The organism is Pseudarthrobacter sulfonivorans, assembly GCF_014712225.1.
Lineage (GTDB): Bacteria > Actinomycetota > Actinomycetes > Actinomycetales > Micrococcaceae > Arthrobacter > Arthrobacter sulfonivorans.
In genome coordinates this window covers 92,228-108,466 of the sequence record NZ_JACXBW010000003.1, presented here as the reverse complement: position 1 = coordinate 108,466, position 16,239 = coordinate 92,228, and the positions used below count along the sequence as shown (strand labels likewise).

Annotated in this window: 14 protein-coding genes; 6 read left to right on the top strand and 8 right to left on the bottom strand. The window is 66.3% G+C overall.

Annotated features, from left to right (window positions below; genetic code table 11):
* Window positions 1–3: 3 nt before the first annotated feature.
* Window positions 4–249: a glutaredoxin-like protein NrdH gene (nrdH, locus tag IAQ70_RS04870; RefSeq protein ID WP_190988196.1), complete on the bottom strand. Its 246-nt coding sequence runs from the start codon at window positions 247–249 to the stop codon at window positions 4–6.
* 359 nt (window positions 250–608) lie between these two features.
* Complete coding sequence (locus IAQ70_RS04865) at window positions 609–1,112, bottom strand: MarR family winged helix-turn-helix transcriptional regulator (protein ID WP_190988195.1); 504 nt, start codon at window positions 1,110–1,112, stop codon at window positions 609–611.
* A 95-nt stretch (window positions 1,113–1,207) separates the two neighbouring features.
* On the opposite strand from IAQ70_RS04865, the gene IAQ70_RS04860 reads away from it, so the two are divergent.
* Window positions 1,208–1,882 (top strand): NADPH-dependent F420 reductase, encoded by a 675-nt coding sequence (locus IAQ70_RS04860; protein ID WP_190988194.1) that lies wholly within the window; start codon window positions 1,208–1,210, stop codon window positions 1,880–1,882.
* A 45-nt stretch (window positions 1,883–1,927) separates the two neighbouring features.
* On the top strand, window positions 1,928–2,971 hold the full coding sequence (locus IAQ70_RS04855; RefSeq protein WP_190988193.1) for an LLM class flavin-dependent oxidoreductase: 1,044 nt from the start codon (window positions 1,928–1,930) through the stop codon (window positions 2,969–2,971).
* 34 nt (window positions 2,972–3,005) lie between these two features.
* On the opposite strand, the gene IAQ70_RS04850 is transcribed toward IAQ70_RS04855, so the two are convergent.
* A complete protein-coding gene (locus IAQ70_RS04850; protein WP_190988465.1) occupies window positions 3,006–4,754 on the bottom strand; it encodes a long-chain-fatty-acid--CoA ligase in 1,749 nt (582 codons plus the stop codon).
* Between the two features lie 177 nt (window positions 4,755–4,931).
* Between IAQ70_RS04850 and IAQ70_RS04845 the strand changes: the two genes are divergently transcribed.
* Window positions 4,932–6,515, top strand: coding sequence for an HNH endonuclease signature motif containing protein (locus tag IAQ70_RS04845; RefSeq protein ID WP_190988192.1), 1,584 nt, complete (start codon window positions 4,932–4,934; stop codon window positions 6,513–6,515).
* A 48-nt stretch (window positions 6,516–6,563) separates the two neighbouring features.
* On the opposite strand, the gene IAQ70_RS04840 is transcribed toward IAQ70_RS04845, so the two are convergent.
* The 3 genes from IAQ70_RS04840 to IAQ70_RS04830 are packed head-to-tail and all read right to left on the bottom strand — an operon-like array spanning window position 6,564 to window position 10,050.
* Window positions 6,564–7,931, bottom strand: coding sequence for a class I SAM-dependent methyltransferase (locus IAQ70_RS04840; protein ID WP_190988191.1), 1,368 nt, complete (start codon window positions 7,929–7,931; stop codon window positions 6,564–6,566).
* Window positions 7,928–8,659 carry a DUF1365 domain-containing protein gene (locus IAQ70_RS04835; RefSeq protein WP_190988190.1) on the bottom strand — a complete coding sequence of 244 codons (732 nt, stop codon included), beginning with the start codon at window positions 8,657–8,659 and terminating at the stop codon, window positions 7,928–7,930. The genes IAQ70_RS04840 and IAQ70_RS04835 overlap by 4 nt, the downstream gene beginning before the upstream one ends.
* A complete protein-coding gene (locus IAQ70_RS04830; protein WP_407682561.1) occupies window positions 8,656–10,050 on the bottom strand; it encodes an NAD(P)/FAD-dependent oxidoreductase in 1,395 nt (464 codons plus the stop codon). Before IAQ70_RS04830 ends, IAQ70_RS04835 begins: the two co-directional genes overlap by 4 nt.
* A gap of 124 nt (window positions 10,051–10,174) precedes the next feature.
* Between IAQ70_RS04830 and IAQ70_RS04825 the strand changes: the two genes are divergently transcribed.
* From IAQ70_RS04825 to IAQ70_RS04815, 3 genes are all read left to right on the top strand, one after another.
* Window positions 10,175–11,092 carry a LysR family transcriptional regulator gene (locus tag IAQ70_RS04825; RefSeq protein ID WP_190988188.1) on the top strand — a complete coding sequence of 306 codons (918 nt, stop codon included), beginning with the start codon at window positions 10,175–10,177 and terminating at the stop codon, window positions 11,090–11,092.
* A 45-nt stretch (window positions 11,093–11,137) separates the two neighbouring features.
* Complete coding sequence (locus tag IAQ70_RS04820) at window positions 11,138–11,644, top strand: DUF2004 domain-containing protein (protein ID WP_190988187.1); 507 nt, start codon at window positions 11,138–11,140, stop codon at window positions 11,642–11,644.
* Window positions 11,645–11,781: 137 nt separating this feature from the next.
* Window positions 11,782–12,495, top strand: coding sequence for a DUF4386 family protein (locus tag IAQ70_RS04815; protein ID WP_190988186.1), 714 nt, complete (start codon window positions 11,782–11,784; stop codon window positions 12,493–12,495).
* Window positions 12,496–12,740: 245 nt separating this feature from the next.
* On the opposite strand, the gene metE is transcribed toward IAQ70_RS04815, so the two are convergent.
* The gene (metE, locus tag IAQ70_RS04810; RefSeq protein ID WP_190988185.1) at window positions 12,741–15,080 is read right to left on the bottom strand and encodes a 5-methyltetrahydropteroyltriglutamate--homocysteine S-methyltransferase; all 2,340 of its coding nucleotides are present in this window, start codon (window positions 15,078–15,080) and stop codon (window positions 12,741–12,743) included.
* 53 nt (window positions 15,081–15,133) lie between these two features.
* Window positions 15,134–16,114 (bottom strand): methylenetetrahydrofolate reductase, encoded by a 981-nt coding sequence (locus tag IAQ70_RS04805; RefSeq protein WP_190988184.1) that lies wholly within the window; start codon window positions 16,112–16,114, stop codon window positions 15,134–15,136.
* Window positions 16,115–16,239 lie beyond the last annotated feature (125 nt).

Sequence of the window (16,239 nt, the reverse complement as noted above, 5' to 3'; positions counted from 1 at the left end):
AGGCTAAGCCACGGAGGAAACTGCAGCCTGGGCCAGTTCCTCGATCTTGTCCGGGCGGAAGCCTGACCAGTGGTCCTGGTCGGTGACCACAACAGGTGCCTGCATGTAGCCAAGTGCCTTCAGGCGCTCGAGCGCATCGGCGTCCTGGGAGATGTCAACGCTCTGGTATGCGATGCCCTTTTTGTCCAGCGCTCGGTACGTCGCGTTGCACTGCACACACGCAGGCTTGGTGTAAACCGTAACGGTCATAGTCCCTGTCCCCTTTATCGAAATCTTCGCTCGTCTTTGTCCCGCCCAAGCTGTACGTCGATACTACATGTAGTGCAGACGGCTCTTCGGAACCCCAAGATGATGTATTACAAGTATGTCATTTAATGCACTTTTAATCCACAGGCGGGCGCTTCAAAATGTCCCGGATTCCAGCGTTTTTTGCCAGCTTCATCCACACCCTGTGGAGTACTTAGCCACATTTAACGGCCCGCGTGTCGTTTACTGGACGGCGTGTCGAGCCCCGTTGCCAGGGTCCGGGAAAGCGACCCGGACCACTACATGTAGTGGCCTACGGCACGCGACCGGACGCGGCCAAGAGACGCACGTCTCCCATTGCCTTAGAGGTTGTCCATTGCTTCGCAGGGACTAGCCCCGGGCTGGGTTCGGTGGACGTTTCTTGCAAGCCGGCCGATGAGGACCCCGAGGGACCGGGCGTCGTCCTCTTCGAGCCCGCCAAGGAGTTCCGCTTCGGCGGCGGCAACTCGTTCCTCATACGTGACAAGCATCTGCCGACCGCTTTCGGTGGCGATGATCTTCCGGGCCCGACGGTCGGCCGGGTCGGGGATGCGTTCGACAACACCGGCGTCCACCAGGGTGTCGAGCAGATAGGTCAGGACGGTCCTGTCGATGGCCAGATGGGCCCCGAGAGCCTGCTGGTTCGGCGGATCTTTATGCACAACGGCGGAGAGCACCTGAAAGCCGCGGATGCCGGCCGGCATCTCGGCAACGGCGGCCTCAAACCGGGTCTGGTAGCCGCGCAGCACCATGCCCAGGTGCCACCCCAGGTCGCCTGGAACGGCTGCAGTCGTGATTCCAGTGCTGGTCTGAGTGCTTTCGGTCATGACCACATCATACCGCCAACCGTGAAGTTGCACAGATGTTCTGTTGAGAATATAGTCTGTCCAACAACATATTTACATCCCGGAAGGTCGACAGCATGAGCGCTCCGCAGAATCACCCGGCAGAACCCCGGACAATCGGGGTCCTCGGCGCGGGAAGGGTGGGAACCGCCGTCGGCCGCCAGGCGCTCAAGGCCGGTTACGACGTCCTGGTCGCCACCTCCCAGCCGGCTGACGACATCGCGCTCATGGTGCAGATCATGACGCCCGGCGCGATCGCGGTCACGGCCGCCGAGGCGGCGGGATCGGACATCGTGGTCGTCGCGGTGCCGCTGCACAAATACCGCACGCTAAACCCGGAACTCCTGGCCGGCAAGACGGTCATCGACGCGATGAACTACTGGGCACCAGTGGACGGCGAGATCGACGACTTCGAGAACGAAGACAGGACGAGCAGCGAAATCGTCCAGGCGTACCTGGCGCGCTCGAACGTCGTGAAGACGCTCAATCACATCGGCTACCACGACCTCGAAGTTGACGGCCAGGAACCCGGCTCTGAACGCCGGCGGGCCCTCGCCCTGGCCGGTGACCATCAGGACGCGAAGGAGCTGGTCAGCCGATTCATCAACCGGATCGGCTACGACGCGGTGGACGCGGGGCCGCTCGCTGCCGGCCGCAGCTTCCAGCCGGGCACCGAGATCTTCAACGGCAGCCACACGGCGGACCAGCTGCGCTCCATCCTGGCCGCGCTGCGCGAACCTGCCCGCGCCTGAACCCCGGCATTCAACCACCCACAGCACTGCATTCAGGAGAACATCATGGAACTCGGCGCCTACAGCTTCGGCGACACCCCGCGCAATCCCGACGGGAGCCTCAGGCCCACCTCCGAGGCCATCCGCAACCTCCACGAGGCCATCGTCCTCGCGGACCAGAACGGACTGGACTACTTCGGAATCGGCGAACACCACACCGTGGACATGCCGGCCTCCTCACCGGGAACCGTGATCGCCGCAGCAGCGTCCGCCACCAAGCAGATCAAGCTGGGCAGCGGCGCGAGCATCATCAGCACCGATGACCCGGTGCGGGTGTTCCAGCAGTTCGCCACCGCTGACGCTGTCTCCGGCGGCGGCCGGATCGAAATCACCGCCGGCCGCGGATCCTCCGTTGAGACGTTCCCGCTGTTCGGCTACGACCTGAGTGACTACGACCGGCTCTACGCCGAAAAGCTTGACCTGCTGATGGCCATCAACAGCAGCAAAACCGAAAACGTCACCTGGTCCGGAACCGTGAGGCCCGCACTCGACGATCTCGCCGTCGTGCCCCGGCCTGTCAACGGCAGGCTGCCCCTCTGGCTGGCCACCGGCGGCAGCGCCCCATCCTCGGTCCGCGCCGGGGAGCTCGGCCTGCCCATTTCCTACGGCATCATCGGCGGAACACCTTCGCGGTTCGCTCCACTGGCAGAGCTCTACCGGGCCACCGCCGCGAAGGCCGGTCACACCGGCGACGACATCAAGGTCTCCGTGGCGACCCTCGGCCTGATCGCCCCGACCAAGAAGGAAGCACTGGAACGCTTCTACCCCGGCTGGTACAACCTCAACATCGAAATGGGAAAGCTCCGGGGCTGGCCCGCGCCGGACAAACGCCACTTCCTGGCACAGGCCGCGTTCCCCGGCGCGTACTACGTAGGCGACCCGGACGAAGTCGCCCAACGCGTGGTGGATCTGCACGGGCACATGGGACACATGCGCCACTTCCTGCAGATGGACATCGGCGGCCTGCCCCACGAACACTTCCTGGAATCAATCACACTGCTGGCCACAGAGGTCAAACCCCGCGTGGAACGCCTGCTGAAGAACCGGTAACGCTCCTGAAGAACCCGTAACGTAGCCCGCCGGTTCAACCCCGGGCCACGAGGTTGTCCCGGATCTCCCGGCGCAGGACCTTGCCGATGAGCGAACGCGGCAGGGAGTCGAGCACCACCACCCGGCGCGGCACCTTGTAAGCAGTCAGCTGCTCCCGGGCAAAGGCCAGCAGCGCATCAGGATCGATAGTGGTGCCCGGGATCGGAACCACGGCGGCGACCACGTCCTCGCCCCCGCCGGGCCGCGGCAACCCCACCACGGAGACTTCGGAAATGCCCGGGAAGGTCTCGATGACGTCCTCCACCTCACTGGGCGAGACGTTGAAGCCGCCGGTGATGATCAGTTCCTTGATCCGGTCCCGGATGGTGATGAAGTAGTCGTTATCCACCGAGACGATGTCTCCGGTGCGGAACCAGCCGCCGTCGAGCAGTGCATCCTCGGTCTCCTCCGGCCGGTTCCAGTAGCCGCAGAACACCTGCGGGCCGCGGATCAGGAGCTCGCCCTCCTCCCCCGGGGCGCGGTCCAGGGCCAGGTTCTTCGGGTCCACCACCCGGATGTCCGTCAGCGGGAACGGCACACCCACGGTGCCGGGCTTCCGGCTCGGTCCGAAGGGGTTGCCGATGGCGATCGGCGAGGTTTCGGTGAGCCCGTAGCCTTCGATGAGGTAACCGCCGGTCGCCTTTTCCCAGGTCTCCACCGTGGCCGTGGGCAGGTTCATGGCCCCGGAGATGGAGAAGCGGATGGTTTCCAGCCCGATGCCGCGTTGCGCCGCCGCGGCCGCAATGCGGTCGTAGATCGGCGGTACGGCGGGCAGGAACGTGGCAGGAGACTTCGTGAGTGCCTTCAACACGAGGTCGACGTCGAACTTGGGGAACAGGACCAGCTTCGCGCCGATGCTGAGGGCGAACGTCATGCACAGGGTAAGGCCATAGGCGTGGAACATCGGCAGCACCGCGTAGACGGTCTCCCTGCCCTCCTTCAGCCCAGGCACCCAGGCCCGGCCCTGCGCGGCGTTGGCCTGCAGATTGGCGTGGGTGAGCATCGCGCCCTTAGGCAGGCCGGTGGTGCCGGACGTGTACTGGATGACGGCAAGATCCTGGGCCGCGGGACGCGGATGTTTCTTCTTGAGTCTTCCGGATGTGAGGAGCTGCCGCCACGGCAGCACCGGGCGCGGGGCGGGCGCTGGCCGGCCCTTCGGCTCGCCCCTGCCGACGGTGAGCGCAGCACGGGCCTTCCGAGCGGCGGGTACGGGAAGCCGCAGCGCCAGGCGCTGCGGCAGCGGCATCGCGGGGATGAGTTCCACCGAGACAATCGTGCGGAGCCCGACGTCGGCCGGCAGCTGGCGGACCCGCGACACGGCCTTGTCCCAAACGATCGCGACGGCGGCCCCATGGTCCTCGAACAGGTGGCGCAGTTCACGGTCCGTGTAGAGCGGATTGTGTTCGACCACCACCGCGCCGAGACGCAGCACGGCATGGAAGGCGACGACGTGCTGCGGGCAGTTCGGCATCACCAGGGCCACCCTGTCGCCCGCTTTGACGCCCAGTTTCTTCAGGCCGGCGGCGGCCCGGCTGATCAGTTTTCCGAGCTCACGGTAGCTTGTTCCGGCGCCAAAGAACTCCAGGGCGGTCTTGGACCCGCAGCGGCGCACGGACTGGTCCATGAGGTCCACCAGCGAACCCTCCGGGAGCACCAGGTCCGCCGGGACACCCGGCCCGTAGGAACTTGTCCACGGACGCTCACTCCAGTACTGCCCCGGTTGCGCTGCGGCGCCCTGCCCCATATCGCCGTCGGTCGCCTTCCGCGTGGTCCTCTTCATCATCAGTCCTTGCCGCTGGAGTCTGCCGGAGTCTGCGAGCGTACCTGCGCGCCGCAAGAATCCTACCTGCGCGCAGACGGATGAGACGGCCTCTATCTGCGGTCCCGCTTGATTGTCGGACCCCCTTGTCATGATGGATACATGAGGAACCCGGCAGTGGCGAAGGCATATGCGGACATCAGCGCGGCCGTTGCTGTGCTCACCGGCGTGGTGAACGAACCCGGTTCCGATGGACTTCCTGCGGAGGGCGACCCGCTGCGGGTATTGTCCGAGGATTGCCTGGATATTCTGACCGGCGCCGCGGCGGCGGATGCGCAGATGGCTGGTTTGAAAGCACTAACAGCGGTGACATACGCGGACACTGCCCAGGCCGCAACACCTCCGGAGGCTTCGGTCCAGGCCCAGGAGATGGCAGTCACGGCTGAGGTTGCGTGTGCCCTGACCATCGGTGACCGAGCGGCGGGTTCGTTCCTGGCGGTTTCCCACGCCCTGACCAATACCTTGCCGTTGACCCTGGCCGCCCTGCAGTCCGGAACCATCTCCTGGCAGCACGCCCGGGTCATGGCGGACGAAGCCGCCACCCTTGACCGGGCCGGTGCCGCCGCACTGGAGGCCCACTTCCTGGACCCCGACGCGCCGGGCCCGGCCAGTGGGTGTCCCGCCGGCGAAATGCCGGCATCCCGGTTCCGTCACCGGGCCCGCACCTGGCGCGAACGCCACCACACCGAGAGCATCGAAAAGCGCCACACGAAAGGTGTCCTGGACCGTCGGGTCGAGTACGTGCCGGACCAGGACGGGATGGCCTGGCTCACGGCCTACCTCCCGGGGGACCAAGCCGCTGCGATCTGGAACCGGACCACCGCCGTGGCCCGTGGTCTGCAAGGCCCCGACGAGCCCCGGACGCTCACCCAACTCCGGGCCGACGTCTTCGCCGCCGCCCTCCTTCGCGGCGGAAACCAGGACAGCAGCGGGAACCAGGGCAGCGGCGATATCCAGGGCAGCGCCGGCAACCAGGGCAGCGGCGATATCCAGGGCAGCAACGGGAGCGCGGAAGGCAGCAATCCCGGGCAGGTTCCGCCGCCGCGGGCCGAGGTCCTGGTGACGGTCCCGGTGTTCTCCCTGCTCGGCGCCACCGAGGAGCCAGCGATGCTGGACGGCTACGGCCCCATCCCGGCGTCGATGGCCCGGGACCTCGTGGCGAACGGAGCCGACTCGTTCTACCGCGTCCTGGTCGATCCCCGGGACGGGGCCCCGCTGGAGATCGGGCGGTCCAGTTACCGGCTCAGCAAGGCCATGCGGCAGTGGCTGCGGCTGCGGGACGGCAAGTGTCCCTTCCCGGGCTGCAGCAACAACTCACTGGACAACGAGGCCGACCATATCCTCGCCTGGGCCAAGGGCGGCACCACCGGGGTCTCGAACCTGGGACAGCCATGCCCCAAACACCACCGCCTGAGACATACCAGCGCCTGGCGGCCCACCCCGGCCACCAAAAACGAACCACCCGGCTGGATCTCACCCTCGGGAAGGCGCTACAAGAGCGAACACCAGGACTGGGAACCACCCCACTGGCCCCACCAACCCAGACCGCAGGAAGGATCGAAGGAAGGATCACCGCGCGGCCACCCGGACAGTCACCCGGACGCGGCAAGAGACCCGGGCTTCATCCACACCGGACTATCCCTGGGCGAAGACGGCCTGGAACGGTTCCTCCACGCCCAGGCCTGAGGCACCTCCACGCCCGGGCGTGAGACGGGCCGGTGGACAGGACCGTTCCTACAGCTGCGCCTCCCGGCGGTCCAGCACAATCTGCTGCACGTCCAGGTAGCCCGACTGGAAACCGGCCCGGGAATAGCACAGGTAGAACAGCCACATCCGCTGGAATACGGCGTCGAAGCCCAACTCCCCCACTTCCTGCGAGCGCGCGACGAACCGTTCCTCCCAGAGGCGCAGCGTTGCCGCGTAGTGGTCGCCCATGCCCATCCGCTCACGGACCCTGAGGGTGGTGTGCTGCTGGGTCACGCCTTCGATGGCCCGCACGGAGGGCAGGAAGCCGCCGGGGAAAATGTACTTGTGCACCCAGGTGTAGGCGTTGCGAGTGGCAAGCATCCGGCCGTGCGGCATGGTGATGGCCTGGATGGCCACCTTTCCGCCGGGGGCCAGCACCCGGTCGATGGTCTGGAAGTAGATGGGCCAGTATTCATAGCCAACGGCCTCGATCATTTCCACTGAGACGATGGCGTCGTACTCGCCTTCCACCGCCCGGTAGTCCTGCAGCGCCACCGTCACCCGGTCCGCGTAGCCAGCGGCCGCAATGCGTTCCTGCGCGAGGTCCCGCTGTTCGCTGGACAGCGTCACGCTGTAGACTGTGGCGCCGCGGGCAGCGGCCCGGAGTGCCAGTTCGCCCCACCCGGTGCCGATCTCCAGCAGTCGGGTGCCGGACCCCACGCCGGCCTTGTCCAGCAGCCTGTCGATCTTCGCCTGCTGCGCCTCCGCCAAGGCCTCCCAGGGCACCGATTCCAGGGCACCCCCGCTCCGCGGGAACAGCGCCGAGGAGTAGCTCATGGTGGTGTCCAGGAAGTTGGAGAACAGCTCGTTGGACAGATCGTAGTGGCGTGAGATGTTGCTCCGCGTGTTCTGCTCTTCGTTGAGTTCGTGCCGCGGGGTCCGGGGCAAGTACAGGGTCCGGAGCGTCTGCAGCGGCTTGGGGATCAGCGTGCCCACGGATCCCGCGAAGACCTCCAGCACCCCGGCCAGATCCGACGCCTCCCAGTCCCCCGCCATAAACGACTCGCCGAGCCCGATCAGGCCGTTGTCCCCGATCCGCCGCTCGAACGCCTCCGGCCTGACCAAGATCATGACCGGCGCGTCGGGGCCACCGATGCCCAGGACCGAACCGTCCGGGTACGCCACCTGCAGGGGCAACCGGCGGACGGCTGCCTTGAAAAGCAGGCCTGCGGCCTTGCCCGCTATAACGGCTTTAGTGCCCGACGGCGCGTGCGTAACACCGGGCCAAATCTCCGGATCGATGGTGGCGGGCGACGCCGGTACCCCGGCAGCGATGTTCCCTGCCAGCGGGTGCCGCACAGACTTTGCGGCGGGAACCTGCGCGGCGGCCGTTCCGTTCTCGTCGGTCATTGTCATTGAACTGCCTCCTGTGAGGGGTGATGTGGCCTTTTGACGACGGGCAGGCGACTTGCCCAGAGTTTAACGCCCTGAAAGCGGATTAATGCGGATACCAGCAGCGGCGCGGCCGGGACGGCTGCGGCCGCTGCCAGGATGTTTTTGGTGGTGGCCGGCCGCCGCTCCCCGTCCATGGTGGCGACGAAGGGCCGGTGCCCCTCCCGCTCCAGGACGATGGATACGGACAGCCGTTCCTCAGGCGCAGGCACCTTCATCCGGTACTGCCCGTCAACATCGTTGAACGGTGAAACATAAAACGCCTTGGGGACGCTGGCCCGGCCGGCAGCATCCGTTTCCAGGAGGTAGCAGTGGCGTTCGCCGTAAGTGTTGTGGACCTCGGCGATCACGCACTGCAGCGCCCCTGACGTCCGGTAGCACCAGAAGAGGGTGAGTGGGTTGAATACGTGGCCGAAGACCCTGGCGCTTGTCAGCATCCGGATGGGTCCGCCGTCGGGCTCTATCCCCCGGGTGCGCAGGAACCGTTCCACGTTGCTGCGGATGGTGGCCCCGGGATCGCCCAGATGGTCGGCGGCCCGGAACACGGCCAGTGGCTGCAGGATCCGGGGCAGGGTCGGCAGCCGGTCCACGTCCACGAACCAGCTGTAGCTCCGGTAAGTGAACGCATTTTTCAGCGGTGTCTGCCGCACATGCGAGATGGACGTGCGGTAGATCGCTGCCGTGGGGCTCATGCGCCCTCCGACGCTGCCATCAGCTCCGGCTCCCCTGCTGCCGGCCCGGGTGCATCCACACCGGGCGCGTCCCAGGTGCGTCCCAGGCTGGCGGCGGCACGGACGCCGGACAGTGCCCCGTCCTCGTGGAAACCCCAGCCCAGATAGGCGCCGGCGTAGGCGATCCGGTCATCACTCAGCGCCGCAATCTGCTGCTGCGCGCGCACAGACTCCGGGGTGTACTGCGGGTGTTCGTACACCATCCGCTCCAGCACACTGTCCTCCCTGATCAGGTCCGATTCCCCGAGGCTCACCAGATACGGCCGGCGATCAGTGGGCTGCAGGCGCTGGAGCCGGGTGAGGTCGTAACTGACCAGGACCTTGTCCGGCCGGGCGTCGCAAGCCGGGAGCCGGTAGTTCCATGATGCACGGGCGTTGTCCGCTGCGGGCAGGACGGCGGGGTCCCGGTGGAAAACCGTGTGGTTGACCGAGTAGGGCATGGCACCGAGCGCTTCCTTTTCGGCCGGTGTTGCGTCGGCCAGGAAGCCGAGGGCCTGCCCGGGGTGCGTGGCGATCACCACCGCCTCGAAGTCTTCGATCCCCTCGGCGGTGTCCACTTCGACGCCGAGGGCGTGGCGCCGGATGGCGGTGACCGGGCTGTTAAGCCGGATGTCCGGAAGCGTGGCGGCCAGCTTCTCCACATACTGCCCGGAACCGCCGGTGACCGTCCGCCACTGCGGCGAACCCTTGACGCCCAGCAGGCCGTGGTGGCCGAGGAAAGTGAAGAGGTACCTCGCCGGATACGACAGCGCCGTGGTGGGGTCGCAGGACCAGACTGCGCTCACCACGGGCGTCATGAAATGGGAGATGAAGTAGGGGCTGAAGCGCTCCCTGGCGAGGAATTCGCCGAGGGTGAGTTCGGCGCCGCCGGCGCCGGGGCCGCCGTCGGACGCTGTCCCGGCATCGATGAGTGCCCGCGCCCGCCGGTAGAAGCGCATGACCTCCACCAGCATCAGCAGGTAGCGGCCGCGCAGCAGGCTGGACGGCCGGGCGATGATCCCTTTCCCGCCGTCGCGCGCCCCGGCGTACTCCAGGCCGCAGCCGTCGCACCGGATGGACATGCTCATTTCAGAATTCTGGGTCTTGACGCCCAGCTCCGCAAACAGCCGCAACAGGGTGGGATAGGTCCGCTCGTTGTGGACGATGAACCCGGTGTCGATGCCGAAAGAGGAGCCGTCCGGTTGCGGGACGCAGTGCGTGTGCGCATGCCCGCCCAGCCTGCTGTCCGCCTCGAAGAGCGTGACCTGGTCGTGCCGGTTCAGGATATAGGCGGCCGTCAGGCCGGCCACTCCGCTGCCCACGACGGCGACGCGCCTGCCCTCGCCTCCGCCCGATGCTGGGGTCAGTGACACCTTTGCTCCTCTGCTGAACATTTGCCGTTGGATAGTCAAGGGCAATTCGGAACAGCGGGTTTGCCGGATGGGTTGATGGACCGGAACTTTTTTATCAGCGGGCCGGCAGCAGTAGTGTGGGCTGGTGGTCAATCCCGTACATCTGAAGACCCTCCTGGAGGTAACCCGGCTGGGTTCGTTTGCCGCGGCTGCGGCACGCCTGGGCTACACGGCATCGGCGGTCTCCCAGCAGATGTCCGCCCTGGAACGCGAGGCGGGGGTAATCCTCTTCCAGCGCTCCGCCCGCAGCGTGGTTCCCACCGAGGCCGCGGTGGTGATGACCCGGCACGCCGCGAAGGTGCTGACCGACATCGAGGCCCTGATGGCTGCCGCCGCCAAAACCCATGACAGCACCAGCCAGGAGCTCAGGCTGGGCATCTTTCCCAGCCTCGCCACGTACGTCCTGCCGCGCATCCTGAAGAATCCTGCGTGGAAGGATTTGGGCATTGACCTCAGGGTGTCCGTTGCCGAGCCGTCGCAGACCATCCAGGGACTGCGCTCCGGCGGTGAGCTGGATGTGGCGCTGGTCTTTCAGGTGGGCCAGTCCGGGCTGGCCTGGCCGCACACCCTCAACCGGCAGTGGATCGGTGACGACAACTTCCGTGTGGTGCTTCCTGCCGGCTGGGGGTTTGGGGCCGAGGCCAAAGTGGCGGCAGACCACCTGTCCGAACTGCCGTGGATCATGCACCATCCGGGCAGTCCCGACGCCGTGGTGATCGACCGGCTCTTTGCCAGCTGCAACCTGCACCCGCGCGTGGTGGCGCGCAGCGACGATTTCCACGCCAGCCTGGAAATGGCTGCAGCCGGACTAGGTGCCGCGCTGGTACCGGAGCTTGCGCTGCGGCACCGGCCCGCCGGCGTCGTGGTGCTGGACGTGCCGGAGATCCGGCTGGCCCGGAACGTCTTCGCCCTGCTCATCAACGAGACGAAAACCGCCCGCGTGCAGCTGTTTGTGGACCTGCTCGCCGAAACCCTGGCGGGGCTGGGGACTGCCGGGAAATAGTGCCGAACGCTGGAATGCACAGCGCTTGGGGTCTATGTTGAAGGTATGAACAGGGTAGCGAGCCAGCACTTTGGAGAAATCGAGCTCAACCACGGCAGTGACCACAACGTCGCTACCAGACATGAGCTCGGTGGCCATACCTTGGAACTCGACCTGATCATCAACGCGCACGACCACTTCGACGAAGCAGCGATGCACAAGGTGGACTACCGGCTCCGCTTCCTCCCCGAACTCGTGGACGAGGTCCGGGAGATGATCGCCGAGGAGCTGGGGCAGGAAGGCACCAGCCCGCAGGAATACCTCAACTTCCACTGCAGCGCCCTCAAAACCGAGCAGCTGCAGAAAATCTTCGGCGTCGAGGAACGCAGCCAGCTCACCAATGACGTCTTCCTCAAGGCCCTCAAACTCGGCCATGTCGGCATCTTCCCCGGCCAGCCCGAACGCTACTTTGTCCTGGACTTCACCCTCGGCGCCCACTTCACCGATGAAGTCCTGGTGGCGTCCGCCGATGAGGACGGCGTAGTGGACGACGAAATCGTCTGGGAGTCCTGAGCATTCCCATCGATTGCTCCGTAACCGCCCTATTGACGGCTCAAAAGGGCGCTTTCTCAGCATTCGATGGAAATCGGGGCGAATGATGGGGACTTTTAGCCCTAGCGGCGGCCGCTGACACCCTTCCACCATGAATCATGGATAAGCGCAGAAGGTGGCGGCTGGCGGCGTGGCTGCTGGTTGCGGGCGTAGTGGTTTCACTGGCGGCCGGCCTGTTCCATGCTGAATCAAACGATGCCAACGATCACGTGGCCTCGTTCTCTGCGTACGCCGCCAGCGGGATCTGGACTTTTGTGCACCTCTGCCAGTTTGTGGGCATGGCGCTGCTGACGGGCGGGCTGTTTGTCCTGCTGCCCGCCCTCATTGTCCGGCCGGGCCTCCTCGCCGTGACCGCCCGCTTCGGAGCCCTGTCCGCGGCCATTGCCCTCGCTCTTTATGGCGCGCTCCAAGCCGTGGACGGTGTCGCCCTCAAACACGCCGCCGACGCCTGGGCAACCGCCGCCGAACCGGAAAAGGCGATGCGTTTTGCCACCGCCGAGGGCATCCGCTGGCTCGAGTGGGGCATGCGGAGCTACCAGAGTTTCCTGCTGGGAACCGCCCTGGTACTTTTTGGCATCGTTGTGGCGGCCACGCGTCAGGTGTCCCGGGTCATCGGTTATCTCATGGTGCTCTCCGGCGTCGCATACCTGGCTCAGGGCTGGATTATCGGAGCCGAAGGCTTCGTCGCCGCGAACAGGTGGCCCACCCTGATCGGGATTGTGGCGACCCTCGCCTGGACCGTGTGGTTACTCGTCAGTGCCCTGCGGATGAAGGCTTCGACCCGGTCAACCAGCGGGCAGGTCGACGGCTGAGCCTGTCGAAGCCCTCGGGGAGCCCTAACACCTCCCATCGATTGCTCCACAGGAGCCCTTTTGAGCGCTCAAAAGGGCTGTTACTCAGCATTCGATGACTTAAAGCGCGATGGGTTAACGCGCGACGGCGGCCGGTCACCTTTCGGTGACCGACCGCCGTTCGTTCGCTCGCTTCTCAAAGGCTGGCGCGGCAGGCCGCACCAGCCTTTGAGCCTCTGCGAGCTCTCTTGGTCAGACTGTTGTTACTACTTGGCTGCTTGCAGCAGGCTGGCGCGGACCGTCTTGGTGGCCTTGACCAGGTTCCGCAGGGACTCTTCGGTCTCGGCGTAGCCGCGGGTCTTCAGGCCGCAGTCCGGGTTAACCCAGAGCTGGCGGGACGGGACGTGCTTTACGGCGGTGGCCAGCAGTTCGGTGACCTCGGCTTCGCCCGGGACACGCGGTGAGTGGATGTCGTAGACGCCCGGGCCGACGCCGCGGCCGAAGCCGTGGGACTCGAGGTCGTGGACTACCTCCATGCGTGAGCGTGCGGCTTCGATGGACGTGACGTCGGCGTCGAGGCCGTCGATCGCGTCGATGATCACACCGAACTCCGAGTAGCACAGGTGGGTGTGGATCTGCGTGGCGTCGGCGGCACCGGCGGTGGCCAGGCGGAAGGAGTCCACGGACCACTTCAGGTAGGCTGCGTGATCGGCCTTGCGCAGCGGCAGGAGCTCGCGCAGTGCGGGCTCGTCCACCTGGATGACCTTGATGCCGGCGGCTTCGAGGTCAGCGATCTCGTCGCGGAGGGCCAGGCCAACCTGGTTGGCGGTTTCGCCCAGCGGCTGGTCGTCGCGGACGAAGGACCAGGCCAGGATGGTGACAGGACCGGTGAGCATGCCCTTCATGGGCTTGTTGGTCAGCGACTGCGCGTATTCGGCCCAGGCCACCGTGATGGGGGCGCTGCGGGTGACGTCGCCCCACAGGATGGACGGACGCGTGCAGCGTGAGCCGTAGGACTGGACCCAGCCGTGAACCGTAACGTCGAAGCCTTCGAGGTTCTCGGCGAAGTACTGCACCATGTCATTGCGCTCGGGCTCGCCGTGGACCAGGACGTCATAACCGAGCTCCTCCTGGAGCTCCACAACGCGCTTGATCTCGTCCTTCATGAGCTGCTCGTACTGCTCGTTCGTGAGGGCGCCCTTGTTGTTGCGGGCACGGGCGGAGCGGATTTCGGAGGTCTGCGGGAAGGATCCGATGGTGGTGGTGGGCAACGGCGGCAGGTGCAGGGCCTGCTCCTGGGCGGCTTCCCGGACTCCGTACTCCGAGCGGCTGAAGTCGGCAGCGGTCAGGGCACCGGTGCGGGCCCGGACGTCGTTCCGGCGCACGCCGGCAGCAACGGCGCGGGCGGCGATGACGGCGGACGCCTCGTCGATGGCTGCCGTGGCGGAGGCGGGGTCTGCCAGGTAGGACGCGAGGGTCTTGACCTCCACGGCCTTCTGGTCGGCGAAGGCGAGCCAGCTGCGGAGCTCGTCAGTGAGCTGGCCCTCTTCGGTGACGTCGTGCGGGACGTGCTGGGTGGAGGTGGACGTGCTGACTGCGAGCTTCCCGGCCGCGGCCTTCAGTTCGTCCAGCTTGGCGGCGGAGACGGCGAGGTCGTTGCGCCAGATGTTGTGGCCGTCCACGACGCCGGCAACGAGGGTTTTGTTGCCGAGGCCCGCCAGTGCCGCTGCGGACGGAACGGCGCCCTTGAAAGCGTCGATGTGCAGGGCGTCGATGTTCGTGGCGGCCAGGGTGCCGAGCTGGCCGTCCAGGGCGCCGTACGGCGTGGACACAAGGATCTGCGGGCGCTTGGCCGCACCGGAGAGCACCTCGTAGGCACGGGCCACTGCCGCTTCGATTTCTGCAGCCGGGGTGTCCTGGTCAACAACCAGGGCCGGCTCGTCAAGCTGGATCCAGCTGGCACCTGCAGCGGCGAGCTTTTCGAGCAGCTGCGTGTAGACCGGCAGGATGTCCTCGAGGCGGGACAGCGGCGCGAAACCGGCCGGCGCGTCATCGGATGCCTTGGACAGCAGCAGGTAGGTCACCGGGCCCACGATGTAGGGGCGGGTCTCGATGCCGTTGGACAGGGCGAACTCGAATTCCTCCACGATGCGGTTGGAGGCGAGGGTGAACCCGGTCTCCGGGCCGATCTCCGGAACCAGGTAGTGGTAGTTGGTGTCGAACCACTTGGTCATTTCCAGCGGCTGCTGGTCCTTGGTGCCGCGGGCCAGGGTGAAGTAGCCGTCGATGTCCAGCTGGCCCTCGGCGTTGAGGAGCTTGCCGAAACGGGCCGGGACCGCGCCGAGGTGGGCGGTGGCGTCCAGGACCTGGTCGTAGTAGGAGAACGTGCCCGGTACGGCGGCGGCTTCGGTGAGGCCCAGTTCCTGCAGGCGCTTGGCGATGGTCAGCTGGATGTCCTTGGCGGCGGCGTCCAGTGCCGCGGCGTCGATTTTGCCGGCCCAGTAGGCTTCGACGGCCTTCTTGAGTTCGCGGCGGCGGCCGATGCGCGGGTAGCCCAGGAGGGAAGCGGCCGGGAACGGAGTGGCGGGTATGTTGTTTTCAGGCATGGGAGAGTCCTTGATTGTGAGAGCGAAGAGTGGTCTGGGGGTTGCGGGCGAGGTCAGCTGGCCAGCTGGCGGGCCGCGGCGTTGAACCGTACAGCTGCGCTGCGGCGGCCAACTGAACGGACGTGGCGCGGAAGTGCCAGTTTGTCCAGCACCTCCAGTGCGCTCACGTGTTCGTTGAAGGTGTAGAGATGGATGCCCGGTGCGCCGGCATCGAGGGCTGCGTTGGCGAGGTCAACGGTTGCCCGGACGCCGATCCGGAGCCGTTCGGAGTCGGTGTCTGCGGCAGCCAGGCGGGCCAGGAGTTCCGGCGCCGGCTGAACGCCTGCCAGTTCGCCGAGCCGGGTGACGCGGCGCAGGCTGGTCAGCGGCATAACGCCCGGGATGATGGGGATGGTGACTCCGGCGCGGCGGGCCCGGCTGACGAGGTCCGCGTACTCCGCGGTGTGGAAGTAAACCTGCGTGATGGCGAAGTCCGCGCCGGAGCGTTGCTTGGCCAGCAGCACCTCCACGTCGTGGGCCACACTGGGAGACTCCGGATGCCGCGTGGGGTAGGCCGCCACACCCACGGCGATCTTGCCGGCGCACAGCAGCGCCGAGCGCCGCTGCTCAACACGGCGGATGAGCTCGATCAGGTCCTGTGCGTACCGGAGTGACCCGGGCACGGGCGGTTCGCCGTCCTGGGGGCGGTCGCCGCGGAGTGCCAGGATGCCGCGCACCCCGGTCTCCAGCAGGTCCCCGATGATCTCGGCCAGTTCCTCCGGCGTGTTGCCCACGCAGGTCAGGTGCGCCAGCGGCCGGAGGGTGGTCTCCAGCAGGAGCCGGTTGATGAGTTCGACGGCGGTGTCCCGGTTTGAGCCGCTGGCACCGTACGTGACGGAGACATAGTCCGGCTCGGTGGTTTCCAGTTCCCGGATGGTAGTCCAGAGCGACTCAGCTGCGGCCGGCGAACGCGGCGGGAAGAGTTCATAGGAGAGGGCCACGGGAGCGGTCTCGGAAAGATTTGGATGCGTTTCGATAAGGCTTGGCGGTGACATTTGCGTCCTTGGCTTTGGGCCATTGGCGGCGTCCGGTCAGCAGATGTGACGGGAAGCCGGCAATGAATTGAGTTTGGGGAACACGGAAAAACTTCACAGGGACGCAGCCGCGACTGTTACGCCTG

Excerpts from the sequence above, each read along its gene's own strand:
- nrdH (WP_190988196.1), bottom strand. The coding sequence starts at position 249 with ATGACCGTTACGGTTTACACCAAGCCTGCGTGTGTGCAGTGCAACGCG.
- IAQ70_RS04865 (WP_190988195.1), bottom strand. The coding sequence starts at position 1,112 with ATGACCGAAAGCACTCAGACCAGCACTGGAATCACGACTGCAGCCGTT.
- IAQ70_RS04860 (WP_190988194.1), top strand. The coding sequence starts at position 1,208 with ATGAGCGCTCCGCAGAATCACCCGGCAGAACCCCGGACAATCGGGGTC.
- IAQ70_RS04855 (WP_190988193.1), top strand. The coding sequence starts at position 1,928 with ATGGAACTCGGCGCCTACAGCTTCGGCGACACCCCGCGCAATCCCGAC.
- IAQ70_RS04850 (WP_190988465.1), bottom strand. The coding sequence starts at position 4,754 with ATGGGGCAGGGCGCCGCAGCGCAACCGGGGCAGTACTGGAGTGAGCGT.
- IAQ70_RS04845 (WP_190988192.1), top strand. The coding sequence starts at position 4,932 with ATGAGGAACCCGGCAGTGGCGAAGGCATATGCGGACATCAGCGCGGCC.
- IAQ70_RS04840 (WP_190988191.1), bottom strand. The coding sequence starts at position 7,931 with ATGACAATGACCGACGAGAACGGAACGGCCGCCGCGCAGGTTCCCGCC.
- IAQ70_RS04835 (WP_190988190.1), bottom strand. The coding sequence starts at position 8,659 with ATGAGCCCCACGGCAGCGATCTACCGCACGTCCATCTCGCATGTGCGG.
- IAQ70_RS04820 (WP_190988187.1), top strand. The coding sequence starts at position 11,138 with ATGAACAGGGTAGCGAGCCAGCACTTTGGAGAAATCGAGCTCAACCAC.
- IAQ70_RS04815 (WP_190988186.1), top strand. The coding sequence starts at position 11,782 with ATGGATAAGCGCAGAAGGTGGCGGCTGGCGGCGTGGCTGCTGGTTGCG.
- metE (WP_190988185.1), bottom strand. The coding sequence starts at position 15,080 with ATGCCTGAAAACAACATACCCGCCACTCCGTTCCCGGCCGCTTCCCTC.
- IAQ70_RS04805 (WP_190988184.1), bottom strand. The coding sequence starts at position 16,114 with ATGTCACCGCCAAGCCTTATCGAAACGCATCCAAATCTTTCCGAGACC.